This is a genomic window from Maritimimonas sp. 2304DJ26-3 (assembly GCF_056591635.1).
The window spans coordinates 1-226 of sequence record NZ_JBWQOK010000018.1 but is presented as its reverse complement, the minus strand read 5'-3'; the positions used below and the strand labels follow the sequence as shown (position 1 = coordinate 226).

The following is a 226-nucleotide window of genomic DNA, read 5'->3' as shown; positions in this document are numbered from 1 at the left end:
ATTTTGAAAATAATTTAGCAGGAGTTACAGCTTCTGAGTTTGAGACCTCGGGGGCATTAGTTGGTAATCCAGCTTCTGGAGGTATTAATACCAGTGCCAATGTATATGAAGCATCATATACTAATGGAAACCAATGGTGGGGTGGTATAGGATTTGTTTTAGATGCAGGTTTAGATCAAGCAACCACCGTTTACAAAGCAAAATTCTATTCTACTGTAGCACCAAC

The 226-nt window shown here is 38.9% G+C and carries 1 protein-coding gene; it reads left to right on the top strand.

Annotated features, from left to right (window positions below; all coding sequences use genetic code 11):
- On the top strand, positions 1-226 hold a 226-nt coding region (locus tag AC1EUV_RS13820), incomplete at both ends, for a hypothetical protein (RefSeq protein WP_480199308.1).